10 protein-coding genes are annotated in these 12,822 nt (G+C 70.1%); 3 read left to right on the plus strand and 7 right to left on the minus strand.

Annotation, left to right across the window (positions count from 1 at the left end; all coding sequences use genetic code 11):
* Positions 1 to 10: 10 nt before the first annotated feature.
* The 7 genes from NA12_RS12010 to bla all read right to left on the minus strand — a co-directional run bounded on the left by NA12_RS12010 (position 11) and on the right by bla (position 6,646).
* Positions 11 to 1,264 (minus strand): cytochrome P450 family protein, encoded by a 1,254-nt coding sequence (locus NA12_RS12010; protein ID WP_067449342.1) that lies wholly within the window; start codon positions 1,262 to 1,264, stop codon positions 11 to 13.
* Positions 1,264 to 1,851 carry a GTP-binding protein gene (locus tag NA12_RS12015; protein ID WP_243654698.1) on the minus strand — a complete coding sequence of 196 codons (588 nt, stop codon included), beginning with the start codon at positions 1,849 to 1,851 and terminating at the stop codon, positions 1,264 to 1,266. Before NA12_RS12015 ends, NA12_RS12010 begins: the two co-directional genes overlap by 1 nt.
* A gap of 4 nt (positions 1,852 to 1,855) precedes the next feature.
* Entirely contained in the window at positions 1,856 to 2,200 is a 345-nt protein-coding gene (locus NA12_RS12020; protein ID WP_067449344.1) for a DUF742 domain-containing protein, read from the minus strand.
* Positions 2,197 to 2,607, minus strand: a complete 411-nt coding sequence (locus NA12_RS12025) for a roadblock/LC7 domain-containing protein (protein ID WP_067449346.1) — start codon at positions 2,605 to 2,607, stop codon at positions 2,197 to 2,199. The genes NA12_RS12020 and NA12_RS12025 overlap by 4 nt, the downstream gene beginning before the upstream one ends.
* The gene (locus NA12_RS12030) at positions 2,604 to 4,025 is read right to left on the minus strand and encodes a sensor histidine kinase (RefSeq protein WP_243654699.1); all 1,422 of its coding nucleotides are present in this window, start codon (positions 4,023 to 4,025) and stop codon (positions 2,604 to 2,606) included. Before NA12_RS12030 ends, NA12_RS12025 begins: the two co-directional genes overlap by 4 nt.
* A gap of 174 nt (positions 4,026 to 4,199) precedes the next feature.
* Entirely contained in the window at positions 4,200 to 5,423 is a 1,224-nt protein-coding gene (locus NA12_RS12035) for an SGNH/GDSL hydrolase family protein (protein ID WP_243654700.1), read from the minus strand.
* A 305-nt stretch (positions 5,424 to 5,728) separates the two neighbouring features.
* Entirely contained in the window at positions 5,729 to 6,646 is a 918-nt protein-coding gene (gene bla / locus NA12_RS12040) for a class A beta-lactamase (protein ID WP_067449350.1), read from the minus strand.
* 168 nt (positions 6,647 to 6,814) lie between these two features.
* On the opposite strand from bla, the gene NA12_RS12045 reads away from it, so the two are divergent.
* Genes NA12_RS12045 through NA12_RS12055 form a run of 3 tightly spaced genes read left to right on the plus strand, consistent with a single transcriptional unit; the run spans position 6,815 to position 12,775 of the window.
* Positions 6,815 to 7,690: a LysR family transcriptional regulator gene (locus NA12_RS12045; RefSeq protein WP_174551074.1), complete on the plus strand. Its 876-nt coding sequence runs from the start codon at positions 6,815 to 6,817 to the stop codon at positions 7,688 to 7,690.
* Entirely contained in the window at positions 7,687 to 8,688 is a 1,002-nt protein-coding gene (locus NA12_RS12050) for a serine hydrolase (RefSeq protein ID WP_084472706.1), read from the plus strand. Before NA12_RS12045 ends, NA12_RS12050 begins: the two co-directional genes overlap by 4 nt.
* 40 nt (positions 8,689 to 8,728) lie before the next feature.
* Positions 8,729 to 12,775 (plus strand): arabinosyltransferase domain-containing protein, encoded by a 4,047-nt coding sequence (locus NA12_RS12055; RefSeq protein ID WP_067449352.1) that lies wholly within the window; start codon positions 8,729 to 8,731, stop codon positions 12,773 to 12,775.
* Positions 12,776 to 12,822 lie beyond the last annotated feature (47 nt).

Here is a 12,822-nt window from a genome sequence, read left to right on the forward strand (position 1 = left end):
CATTGGGAACTCACGAGAAACCTCCGACGGGTCGAACCGGTGTGAAACGGACGGGCAGCGCGCTCATGCCCCGTAGGAAAGGCGAGGGTCGCCGGGTGAGCTGGTCGGCGGGTACCGCGAGATCCATGTCGGGGAGCCGGTCGAGCAGCACCTCGATCCCGGTCCTGGAAATGATCTCCGCGATCTGCTGTGCCGGGAAGGGGCAGCGGTATTCGCCGTAGCTGAACGCGAAGTGCGCGTTGTTGCCCGTCGGCACCGAGCCGCCGTCGGTAAACGATTGGCGCACATGCGGATCGAGGTTGGCGGCGGCCAGACCGAGCAGCAGCATGTCGCCCGCCCGGATCGTCTGATCGGCGAGGCGGGTATCGCGCGCCGCCCACCGCCCAGACAGGATCGAGGTGGGACTCTCTTCCCAGAGCACCTCGCTCATCGCCTCGCCGACGCTGCGCCTGCCGCCGCCGAGCGCGTTGGCGAACCGGTCGTCGGTGAGCATCAACCGCATCGAACTGCCCAACCAGTCGGCGGTGGGCAGATGGCCCGCGGCGGCGATCGCCATCAGGTCCATCATGTATTCCTCGTCGGTGAACGGCTCGGCGTCGGCCAGCATCAGCGACACCAGATCACCACCGGGACGCGCCTTCTTGGCTGCCAGCAATCGCGCCATGTGTTCGGCGAAGCGTGCGTGTCCGGCCTGGGCGTCGGCGCCACCGTCGGCGAGCAGTTTCATCACCAGGGCGAGGTCGGCCGCATCGGTGTCGGGCAGGCCGAGAATGCGGGCCAGCGCCAGTACCGGCAGCATCACCGCGAATTCGGCCATCAGGTCGGCGCTGCCGCGACCACAGAACCGGTCCACGAGCCGGTCTGCGATTTCCTCACAGGCACGGCGCAATTCGAAGTGGTCGACCGCGTCCAACGCCGACTCCACCATCGCCAGGTGTCTGCGGTGTTCGGCGCCCGCGGTGTAGTAGATCGAGGGCATGGGCCGCCCGACCATCGGCAGCAGCGGCCAGTCGTCGGGCACCTTGCCCCACTGGTTCCACAGCGACACATCGCGCGGGAACAGCAGCGGATCGCTGGTCACCTGGTGCAGTTCGCGATACCCGATGATCAGCCAGGCCGGGAATCCGCCGGGCAGCTCGGCCCGCACGACCGGACCGTGATCACGGCGCATCCGTCGATAGACCTCGTGCGGTTCGATGTGGAACTCGGGCCCGCTCAACGGGACCGCGCCGGTGATCGGGCAGGCGCCGGTCGGTGTGCTCATCAAACGGTTCCTCCGTGCGGGACAGCCGAAAACAGGTGCTCGACCAGGGTGATCAGCACCTGTTTGCTCGATTCGCGCGAGCGCGCGTCACACATCACCAGCGGAACGGCCGGATCGAGATCGAGTGCGTCGCGCACGGACTCGGGCGAATGGACATCGCCGAAGTCGTTGCAGGCGACCACGAACGGGGTGCCCTGATGTTCCAGCCGGTCGATCGCGTACCAGGAGTCGGCGATCCGGCGCTGGTCGACCAGCACGATCGCGCCGAGCGTGCCGGCGAACAACCGGTCCCACAGAAACCAGAACCGTTGCTGCCCAGGGGCTCCGAACAGATACAGCACATGTTCGTCGTCGAGGGTGATGCGACCGAAGTCGAAGGCGACGGTGGTGGTGGACTTTCCCGGCACACCGCTGGTGTCGTCGACATCTGCCCCGACATCGGTCATCGTGGCTTCGGTGTCCAGGGGCCGGATCTCGCTCACCGAACGCACCAATGTCGTTTTGCCGACACCGAATCCGCCGATCACCACGATCTTCAACCCGTGCCTTGCCGTGCTGTGCAGCGGCGCTCGAGCCCGCTCGGGCACGTTCTCAGAGCTTGCGAAGTCCAACGAGCACCTTCTCGAGGGTGGAAGCGTCCAGCGACATCGCCGCCGACAGCGGTGGGCGCACCGTGATCTTGCCTGCGGCGAGCAGGTCCGAGAGCACGACCGTGACCACCCCGACGGGCAGGTGCAGCTCGGCCGCGATCTCCACCACCGCGGTCGGCGACCGGCAGATATCGAGGACGGCGGCCTGTTCCGACGGCATGCCCGCGGTGGGCGCGGACTCGCTGACCACCAGGGTGACCAGGTCGAATTCCTCGGTCACGGGGGCGCGGCCGCCGGTCAGCGTATAGAACCGGTCGGGATCGTCGTCGCGACCTGCCCTGGTCACTCGATCGCTCCGCGTCTGGGCTGGGCAGCCATATGCTCGCCGAGCTGTTCGACCAGCTCGTGCATCGTGTGGCCGACCAGACCGGCGTCGGCGTCCTCGGCGGCGACCACCGCAAGGTGCGCGCCGCGCCCCGCCTCGACCACGAACAGAATGCCGCCGTAGAACTCGGTCATCGACTGGCGAACTCCGCCACGCCCGTCACCGAACTCGACGGAAGCCCCGTGCGCCAGGCTCTGGAATCCGGCGGCGATGGCGGCCAGCTGATCGGCGCGGTCCACATCGAGTTCCGGTGTGTGGCAAATCTTGAGTCCGTCACCGGACAGCAGCAGGGCGTGCCTGGCGCGCGGGGTGCGGGCGAGCAGTTTCTCGAGCAGCCAGGCGAGGTTCGTGGTGGCAGTGGTGGTCATCGGTCCTCCATGGGGTCGGGAGCCGCGACGCCGCTACCCGATTCGTGACGTGGGATGGTGCGGCCCGGCGCGGAGCGCTGAAAAGCACCGAGGGCGGTGGGCTTGGCCGGTGGCGCGGCGGCGGCGGGTTCGGCGGTGAGTCCGCCGGGGTGGACCTGGGCCAGGGTGTCGCCCCTGCGCCGCTTCGGCAGCGTGGGCGAGCTCGCGACCGCGTCGTCGTTCCCCGGTCGTGCGTGCTGGCCGGCGGACTCGCTGAAATCCATGGTGCCGGTGTCGGTTCTGCGCGGAATCGGGCTGTCGAACTGACTCAGCGTGGCGGGTTCGGCGAAGCGCGGCGCCGCCACGGCAGGGCGACCGCGGCGTTCGGCACGTGCGGTGAGCTCGCGCGGGATGACGACGACGACCGCGGTGCCACCGATCGCCGACGGCCGATACGACACGGTGAGTTCGTGTTTGCGCGCCAGATGTCCCACCACCGCGAGCCCGAGCCGGGTACCCGACAGCGAGGCAAGGTCGACACCCTTGCCCTGATGATCACGTCCGGAAACGGCGGCTTCGGCGCGACGCAGCGCGGAATCGCTCATGATCAGACCGCTGTCCTCGATCGTGATCACCACGCCCGCGGGTACTTCCGCGGCGTAGACGTGCACCTCGGTGGTGGGCGGGGAGAAGTTGCAGGCGTTGTCGAGGAGTTCGGCCAGTGTGTGCATCACGCCTTCGGCGGCGTGCCCGGCGATGCCGACCTCGGCGATCGCGCGCAGTCGTACGCGCTGATAGCCCGCGACACGGCCCATCGCGCCGCGCAGAATCGATTCCATCGCAATCGGTTTCGCCCAGCGGCGGCCGGTGCGCGCGCCGGACAGGACCGCGATGCTGTCGGCCAGGCGTCCCGCCTGAGCGGTGCGGTGGTCGATGTGGAGCAGGTCGGTGAGCACGCGCGGGTCGGCGTGGCGGTGTTCCATCTCCCGCAGTTCGGCCAGCATCGAGGTGGTCATCGCCTGGATGCGGCCGGCCGCGCCGGCGAAGGCGGCCAGTGCCGCCGAACCCCGGCGAGAGTTGTCCTGGGCTTCCCACGCGTACGCGGCGGCGTGTTCGTCGGCCTGGGTCAGGCGCGCGCTCGCCTCGGCCACGGTGGCGGCCAGTTGCTGTTCGGCCTGCTCGGCGGCGGCCAGACTCACGCGGGCCTGCTTTCGCTGACTCAGCGCGAACCACACTGCGGGGCAGCCGATCAGCGCTGCGGCGACCGCTGCGGCGAGCACCGGGATGCCGATGGTCTGCGGCGTGAACACCGCGGTCACGACCGCGATCGCCACCACCGCCAGGCCCGCACCGAGCACTACCGATCCGGCGCCGTCACCGGCTGCCTTCGGCGCGGCTACTACTGTCTGCGCCGTCGGCACTACGTCCGCAGTACTCACAGGCCCCCTGCCTTCAGTGGTCGACCAAACACGCAGCAAGGCAGCCTGTTCCGAAATTCGGAGTCGAGCATATCGAGCCCCCGCCCTACCTGCCACTCGACCGAGCAGGATTCACCGACCGTTCGGGTACGGGTCAGTGTTCGACCTGGTCACGACAGGTGCGCGAACCCGCGATCAGGTGGCGAGAGCCGGTGCGATGACCGCTGCCATCGCTCGATAGCCGAAATCATTGGGATGCAGGTGATCACCGCTGTCGAACGCGGCGGCCAGACGACTGCGGTCACCGGGTGTGGCCAACGCCTGTTCGAGGTCGACCATCGTGTCGAAGGCGCCCGCGTGTCGAATCCAAGTGTTCACCTCGGTGCGCAATCGCTCCCGCTCGGGCGAGAAGTACGCGGAACCGGCGAACGGCAGGATGGTCGCGCCGACGATGCGCACACCCGCCGCGCGCGCCTGTGCGATCAGCGCTTCGAACCCGGTGATGAGCTGGCCGGTCGACACCGGCGGGAAGACGACCCCGTCCGGGCCCGCGCTGCCCGACAGGCCGATGTCGTTGATCCCGATCAGGACGACGACGGTACCGACGCCGGGTTGGTCGAGGACGTCGCGGCGAAACCGGGCCAGCGCACTGTCGCCGAGCACTGTCGAGTCGGTGAGCAGCCTGTTGCCGCTGATGCCCGCGTTGACCACCGGGCCTCGGTAGCCCACCCGCGCGAGTTGGTCGGGGTAGCGCAGGTCGGCGTCGAGCGTGGAGCGGTAGCCGTCGGTGATCGAGTCACCGAAGGCCACGGTGACATCGCCCGTGCTCGACCGCAGTGTCTCGATGGACGCCACGTAGTACCAGGACTGCGAGGTTTCGGTGAACGGTGCCGCCGACGGGTCGGCGGCGTGGTCGCCCTGCGCGCGGTAGCTGGTGGCCAGCGACTGCCCGTGCTGGGTCGCGGGGCCGGTGGGCCGGTCGAAGTAGAGCGTGACCGCGACCGAGGCCCCCACGGTGCGCACCGCGTCGCTGATCACTTCGGCCCCCGGCGCGATCTCGAAGCTGGACTGCCCGCCGACGCGCAGCCCCCGCACCGATTCGGGAACGACCGTCGCTCCGCCCGCACTGGCGGCCACCGTCGCCCCCGACACCGGCAGCGGATACTCGCCGAACCGATTCGACAACCGAATCCGGACCTGCGGCCCCTCCACCGACAGGCGGAACACCTGTCGCACAGTCTGATCGGCGAAACCCATCGCGGACCAGTTCTGATACACCGGATACTGGACGGCGGTCGTCCAGGCACTCGACCACGAGGTCTCGGTATCGCGCGCACCGAAGGCCACCAGCGCCAGCGCGACCACGGCGGCGATGAGCGCGGCGAGCCACCGTAGTCGCACCGTCAGCGCCGTGACCACGGCATACCGAAAGACGTGCGGGCGAGGCGCGATTCGCTGGGCCCGGCGGGCGACCGACCGCTCGCGGCGGCCTCACGCGGAGCCCTCACCGCCGTGCGTCGCGAAGAATTCGTCACTGGGTTCCGCTCATCGAGAAGTAACAAGTCGGCCCGGCGGGGCCGTTTCCGGAAGGCAGTGCGCATCCCCGTTCGAGCTATTCTAGGCGATCACACTGACACCGCGATGGAGCTAACGCCTGCCCCGGCGGCCGATCGACCAGGCATTCCCCGGCCGCGAAGCCCAGGCCAGCGCACCGACGGCCGATATCAGTCGAGCTGGGCTACAGCGACTTCAGTCGCCTCCGCCACGAGGTCGTTGGCGGGTTCGGCATCGCGCTTCGGTTTGGTGGTGAGCACGGCGAGAACCAGCGGGGCCCGGTTGGGCGGCCAGGCGACGGCGACATCCAGGGCCGAGCCGTAGGCGGGGCTGCCGGTCTTGTCGCCGACGATCCAGTCCGCGGGCAGACCTGCCTTGATGCGTGTGGCGCCGGTCTTGCTCGCCTTCAGCCACGTGGCGAGCTGGGCGCGTTCGGGTTCCGGGAGGGCGGTCCCGACGACGAGGGCGCGGTAGTTCGCGACCAGCGCGGCGGCGGTCGTGGTGTCGCGTTCGTCGCCGGGGATCGCGGTGTTGAGCTCGGGCTCCCAGCGGTCAAGGCGCGACACCGGGTCGCCGAGAGTGCGTAGGAACGCGGTGAATCCCGCTGGGCCGCCGAGCAATCGGAGCAACATGTTGCCCGCGGTGTTGTCGGACAGGGTGATCGCCGCATCGCACAGCGCGGCGACGGTCATCCCGGTGTCGAGGTGTTTCCCCGTCTCCGACGAGTTCACGACGAGGTCGGCCGGGGTGTAGCGGATGACCTGATCGAAATAGCCGGTGGACAGCGGATGCGCCTGGAGGAGAGCGCCACACGCCAAGCCCTTGAAGGTCGAGGCCATCGGGAAGCGTTCGTCCGCCCGGTAGGCCAAGGCCGCCCCGCTGCCTGTGTCGAGCACCGAGAGTCCGAGTCGGGCACCGTATTTCGACTCCAGATCGGCGAATGTCGCGGAGGCAGGCGCGGTGGCCGAAGTGCTGGGCGCCGATTCGGCGTCGCCGCTCGAGCAGGCGGTGAACGTCACGGTCGAGATCGCCAGCGCGACAGCGGCGATCCGGGTGCGCAAGCGGGGCGTCGGGGTGGAGGAAGTCACCGGTGTACGCAATCATCGCCGACCGCCTCGGGGCCAATATCGGACAGCGGGCTGGACGAGTCGCACCTGATATCACCGCAGGTCGGCGGCGGTAAGGTGACAGGGTAGGCCGACCACCACCAGGTCGTCGAAGCGGATCGACCGAGTCGCGGCGAGCGCGCTGGTTCAATGGCCGATATGGATCTGATCCGCCACCTCCGGTTCTTCGTCTCTGTCGCGGACGAGGGCCATTTCGGGCGGGCAGCAGCGGCACTCGACATGACCCAACCTCCCCTGTCGCAGGGGTTGCGCCGCCTCGAACAACACCTCGACGTCGAACTCATCCGCCGCACCAGCCAGGGGGCGCTGCTCACCACCGCGGGCAAGCAGCTGCTGCCGCGTGCCCGGCTACTCGTCGACGACGCCGACCGATTGCTCGCCGAATCACAGCGGATCGCGCAGCTGCGCGGCACGGTGCGGTTCGCCGCGACGAGCGCGCTGCCCGATCGGCTGGTCGCCGCCTGTGTCACCGGCTTGCGCGCCGCGGGCGGCAGCGTGGCGACCACGCTGGCCTCGACCGTCGATCTCGTCGCCGGGGTGCGTGCCGGCGTCTGCGATGTGGCGGTGATCGAACATCCGGCGCTGGTCGACGGGGTGGAAGCCGGACCGGTGCTGAAATTGCCGCGCTGGTTGGTGGTGCCTGCCGAGCACCGCACCACCACCGCCGAACGACCGACCTTCCCGATGCTCGCCGGACTGCATTTCGCGCATCCACCGCGCGCCGCGAACCCGCCCGCCTTCGACAGCATCGTCGACCTGCTGCGCGAACGTGGACTCGACGCACCGCCGCTGGCGGCTCCCGACGACCGGGCGGTGCTGGCGGCCGTCGCTGCGGGCACGAGTTTCGGCGTCACCGCCACCTCGCCGACCCCGACGCCCGGGGTGGCGTGGCTCACGCTGGCACCGCAGTCGATCGCCGTGCGGGTGAGGGTGATTCGCCGAGTGGACGCGGGTGCGCTCGCCGATGCGCTGGATCGGGTGTTGTACCGCGAGCGACTGCGATGAGCGTGTTCGACGCGGCGTCGCCCGACCTGCGCGCCGAGGCGAACCGGCTCAGCTCGACCGACGCCGCGCCCCGATCGAGCGTCCCCGGCCATGGCGGTGCCGGCGTCTCGGAATCGGCGAGCGCGCGGATCCGTGCCGTCTTCGCCGACGCGGGCTGCGTCGGTTGGTTGCACGCCCGCCGCTGCGATGGGTCCGCCGGCGAGGTCTGCGTCGGCGGGCGTGAGCGGGTGGTGATCGCGTCGGTCTACAAACTGCTGCTGCTGGCGACCTTCTTGCGACAGGTCGACCACGGCCTGATCGACCCCGCGGGCCGACTCACCATCGACCCCGCCGACTGCACCCCGGGCCCGACCGGCCTTGCGGCACTGCATGATCCGGTCACACTGAGCCGACGCGATCTGGCGACGTCGATGATGACCGTGTCCGACAACGCCGCCGCCGATGTCCTGCTCGGCGAGGTCGGCCTCGCCGCGGTGGGCGAACTCCTGCGCGAACTCGCGCTGACGGACACCCGCATCGTCGGCGGCACGGCCGACCAGCACCGCAGCCTGGTCCGTGATACCGATACCCACAGCACCGCAGAGGCTTTCGCGGCCCTGGCCGACAACGACGAGGCGTGGACCGTGTCCGCCTACGATCCCTCCTACGCCAGCGCGACCACGCCCGAGGAGATGACCCGGTTCCTGTGGCGGCTCTGGTCGGGCGACATCGTGTCCACCGCGAGCACCGCGTTCGCCCGCACGGTGATGGGCAAGCAGATCTGGCCGCATCGCGTCGCCGCCGGATTCCCCCATCGCGGCGTGCTCGTCGCCGGGAAGACCGGCACCATCGGGGTGATCCGCAACGAAGTCGCCGTCATCGAATTCCCCGGCGAAACACCGGTCGCGGTAGCGGTCTTCACCCGTGCCGCCCGCGCGGATCCGACGCTGCCGGTGGTCGACGCCGCGATCGGCGAGGCGGCCCGGATCGCCGTCACCGAACTGCGTCGCCCGCGCTGAGGTCACGACCACCCGGCGACCATGGCTAGCATCGTCGTTTGTGGGTGGAGATTCTTCCGGCTTCGGCCGAGTTCAGAAAGTCGGGATCGCGGCGGGGGCGCTGAGTGTGGTGCTGGCGGTGGCGACTCCGTTGCTCCCGGTTCAGCAGCAGCGCGCGAGTCTGGATTGGCCGCAGCCGCAGTCGATGCAACTGAGCGCACCGCTCGTGGACTACGTGCCGTTGTCGCTGGACGTGAGCATTCCGTGTACGGCGCTGCGCGATATGACCGGCGGGACAGTCCTGGCCACCGTCCCCGCGCAGGCCCCGCGCGCGGGCTCGAAGGGTCTGGTCGCGCGCATCGAGGATCGGCCGGGCACCGGTCGCACGGTGTCGGTGGTGCTGCGCGACAAGCTGCTGTTGAGCGCGCCGATCGCCGATATCGCGGGCACCGATCCCGCGCTGGACGGTCCGCCCGGCTCAACCACCGAAGGCCGGAACGGTCCGCCACGCACCGGCGCGAACCAGCCCACGGGCCCCACAGGTGCCGGCTCTCCGGCCAGCCCGCCTCCTGGCATTGCACCACCCCTCGCCGGCACCGAACCCAGTGGCACACCACCCCCCGGCAGCACACCATCCAACGGGGCACCTCCCCCCGGCAGCACCCTCCCCAACGGTGCGCCTCCCTCCGCCGGCGCCGCACCCAGTGGTGCACCGGCCATCGGCAGCACCCCTCCCAACGGAGCACCACTCGCCAGCGCCCCACCCGGTGGGGCACCACCCGCCGGCAGCACCCCACCCAACGGCGCGCCCACTCCTGGCAGTCCTCCCCCGTCGCCGAACGGACCATCGGCTACCGGATCGTCGACCGGTTCGAATGGCGCAGCTGTGCCCGAGACCGCCCGAGATGCTCGATGTGGCGCGCTGACCGTGGTTTCCACCGGTTCGAGCACGACCGCCGAACTCACGGGCATGACGCGGGCCGACGGATCGCCGATGAAGACGACCGTGCACGCCGATGTACGGCCACAGGTCGTTGGGGTCTTCACCGAGTTGGATCGCGGTCGGATGGGAGACGCCCGGCTGCACGCCGAGATCGATGCGCGGTTCTCGTCGAGTCCCAGCGGCTGGAAGCTGGCGGCGATCATCGGTGCGGTACTGAGCGCGCTGCTCGCGTTGATCTGCCTGCACCGCGGCGACATTCGCGACGGACGCCGGACGCGGCGCGTTCTGCCCGCCCGCTGGTGGCGGTTCACCGGTCTCGACGCGGTGGTCGCGGGCACCTTGGCCATCTGGCATGTGCTCGGCGCCAACAGTTCTGACGACGGCTACATCCTGACGATGGCGCGCGCGTCGAAAGAAGCCGGCTACACCGCCAACTACTACCGCTGGTTCCAGGTGGCCGAGGCGCCGTTCGGGTGGCCGTATGAGGTGCTCGCCCAGCTGACCCGGGTCAGCGAAGCCGGGATCTGGATGCGCCTGCCCGCGTTGCTCGCCGGGTTCGTGTGCTGGCTGGTGCTCAGCCGAGAAGTGTTGCCACGCCTGGGTTCGGGCGTGCGGGCGAGCCGGGCGGCGCGCTGGACAGCGGCCCTGGTGTTCCTGTCGATCTGGCTGCCCTACAACAACGGCCTGCGACCGGAACCCCTGATCGCGGTCGGCGCGCTCCTCACCTGGTGCTCGATGGAACGAGCGATCGCCACCCGCCGCCTGCTGCCCGCCGCCGTCGCGGTGCTCGTCGCGGCCTTCTCCCTGGCGGCCGGTCCCACCGGATTGATCTGCGTGGCAGCGCTATTGGCCGGTTCACGACCGGTGCTCCGCACGATCATCGCCCGTGCCACCACGGAACGCGGCGCCGTAATCCTGCGCTACGCCGCGCTCCTCGCCCCGATCATCGCCGCGGGCACTCTCGTGCTGGTCGTCGTCTTCGCCGACCAGACCCTCTCGACCGTCCTCGAAGCCACCCGGGTGCGCCAGCTCGTCGGCCCCGACATGTCCTGGTTCGAGGAACGCACCCGCTGGGATTCGCTGCTGTCGGTCAACCCCGACGGCTCGCTGGCCCGCCGCTTCGGCGTCCTGGCCATGCTGCTGTGCCTCGCGGTCGGCATCGTCGCGACCCTGCGCCGCGGTCGCGTCCCGGCCACCGCGCGTGGCCCGGTGACCAGAATCCTCGCCGTCGTCTTCATGGCTCTGCTGCTGATGATGTTCACCCCCACCAAATGGACCCATCACTTCGGCGTCTACGCGGGCCTGGCGGCCGCACTCGCCGCGATCACGGCGGTGGCGTTGATCCGCGTCGGTCGCGGCCACCTGCGCACCCTGTTCGCCGCCGCCGTCCTGTTCCTGCTCGCCGTGAGTTTCACCGGGTCGAATGGTTGGTGGTACGTCTCCGGCTACGGAGTCCCGTGGCCCGACCGCGCCCCCGCTCTCGGCGGCGTCGAGTTGTCGACCCTGTTCCTCGTGGCTGCGGCCGCGACCCTGCTCACGGCCCTGGTCCAGTACTACCGCGCGGGCATCGAGACCTCGTCCACCGCGCTGAACTATGCCGATGACCTGCGTGAGGGCAACCCGAGCGCTCACGATGGCGGCACCGGCGAGGACGGAACCGATGGCGATGCCGCAGGTCCAGCAGGTTCGGGCACGAGTCGCGTACTCGAACGCCCCGGCGTCCGGCAGAGATCCGGTGGCCGTGGCCGACCCACTCGCAAGGTCGCGACTATCGCGCCGCTGACCGTCGCGGCGGCGGCGATGGTGCTGTTCGAGGTGGGTTCGCTCGCGGCGGCGGCTATATCGCAGTACCCGGCGTATTCGGTCGGGCTGTCGAATCTGCGCGCGTTGGGGGGTGATCGGTGCGCGATGGCCGATGACGTTCTCGTCGAGACGAATACCGCCGACTCGTTGCTCACCCCGTACAGCGGTCCCGTAGCCGACGGGCTGGCCGCCGAGAACTCCGGCTTCACGCCGAACGGCGTCGGCAGCCTCACCCCCGACCCCGGACCCGGTCAATCCTCCGCCCCGCCTTCAGGTTCCGGCCCTGGCCCCGGCGGCGGTGGTCCCGGCGGCTCCGGCCCCGGCGGCTCCGGTCTAAGCGGAGGCCCGCCCAGCGGCGCAGGCCCCAGCGGCGCAGGCCCCAGCGGCGCAGCACCCGGTGGGGGTATCGCCCCGGGTGGCACATCCGGGGCGCCGGGCACTGCGGCGAACGGCTCAGCACCAGGCGGTTCCCCCGGAGCACCGCCGAGCGGACCGCAGGCGGGTCCGCCGGGCGTGTCGGGGCCCGCGGTGGCCGGTGTGAACGGGAGCACGGTGTCCTTGCCGTTCGGGCTCGCCCCGGAACGCACACCGGTGCTCGGTAGCTACTCGACCGGCGAACCACAGCCGACGCGACTGACGACGCAGTGGTACCGGATGGATCTCGCCGCCGCACAGCGGAATCCGGCGTATCGGGTGTTGATCCTGACGGTGGCCGGTCGCATCGAGTCCACCGCGCCCGATGGCTCACGCATGCCGGGCCGGCGGTTGCGGGTGGAGTTCGCTCGCCGCACCGAGGACGGAACCACCACCGCGCTGGGCGAGGTGACCCCGCCGACGGTGGGCGGCGCTCCGGGCTGGCGAAACCTTCCGGTGGCGCTGGACCGAATTCCCCCGGGCACCACCGCTGTTCGCCTGGTCGCCGACCCGGCCGAGCCCGATCCCATGCAGTGGCTCGCGATCACCCCGCCACGCCTGCCGAAACTGTCGAGTCTGACCACTGTCGTCGGCAGTTCCGACCCGGTGCTGGCGGATTGGCATGTGGGACTGGCCTTCCCGTGCCAGCGCCCATTCGATCACCGCGACGGCGTCGCCGAGATGCCGATCTGGCGCATCCAGCCCGACAAGCTCAATGCCCAGGTTTCCGAGACCTGGCAGGGTGACACCGGCGGCGGCCCCCTCGGCTGGACCGGCATGCTCATGCAGGCACGCACCATCCCCGCCTACCTGGCCGACGACTGGACCCGCGACTGGGGCGAACTCCAGCGCCTCACCCGCACCGTCGCCGCGCCACCGGCCGATATCACCGTCCGCACCGAGAACCGCTGGGGCTTGACGACCGAGCCCCCGATCAAGACCAGCTGACCTTCGGACGAAAACACGAAACCGCCGCTCCCCCGAACGGGGAGCGG

Source organism: Nocardia alba NBRC 108234 (assembly GCF_001612665.1).
Lineage (GTDB): Bacteria > Actinomycetota > Actinomycetes > Mycobacteriales > Mycobacteriaceae > Nocardia > Nocardia alba.